The sequence below is a fragment of the Bacillus bingmayongensis genome, assembly GCF_000299035.1.
Classification (GTDB): domain Bacteria; phylum Bacillota; class Bacilli; order Bacillales; family Bacillaceae_G; genus Bacillus_A; species Bacillus_A bingmayongensis.
Map to the genome: position 1 here is coordinate 1941 of NZ_JH921535.1, position 406 is coordinate 2346.

General features: G+C 30.8%; 1 protein-coding gene. It reads right to left on the minus strand.

The window, feature by feature from the left end:
- Positions 1-49: 49 nt before the first annotated feature.
- Positions 50-205 carry a hypothetical protein gene (locus Y7E_RS33415; RefSeq protein ID WP_017150362.1) on the minus strand — a complete coding sequence of 52 codons (156 nt, stop codon included), beginning with the start codon at positions 203-205 and terminating at the stop codon, positions 50-52.
- Between the last annotated feature and the right edge of the window lie 201 nt (positions 206-406).

Sequence of the window (406 nt, forward strand, 5' to 3'; positions counted from 1 at the left end):
TCATTCAGGCAATCAAATTATTTGTCCTGTCTCTATCTATCTCTAATTATTAAAACCAGCGGTCTTCTTCTCCCAGAGCCATGGTAGTAACAGGACCATAACTAATTTGATTTAAATCTTCTCCATTAAGCTGAATCTCTTGTAATGTTACTCCAGTTTTTTTTAGAATTAATTCACTTTGTTCTTGATCTAGTTTAATATTCATGTATATTCCTCCTGATTAATAAGTTTCAAATAGTAAATTTCGACAAAAATATCTAAAAACCTTTTTATTTTTTGAAAATTTGGTTCTGGCGCAAAAATCATTTGATAGAGACATAGAAACCTACATAGACTGTTCAATGGCAGATTATGAGGTTCTGGTGCAAAAACTTCAGGATAATTGCAAGTAATCTATAAATCTTGG

Excerpts from the sequence above, each read along its gene's own strand:
- Y7E_RS33415 (WP_017150362.1), bottom strand. The coding sequence starts at position 205 with ATGAATATTAAACTAGATCAAGAACAAAGTGAATTAATTCTAAAAAAA.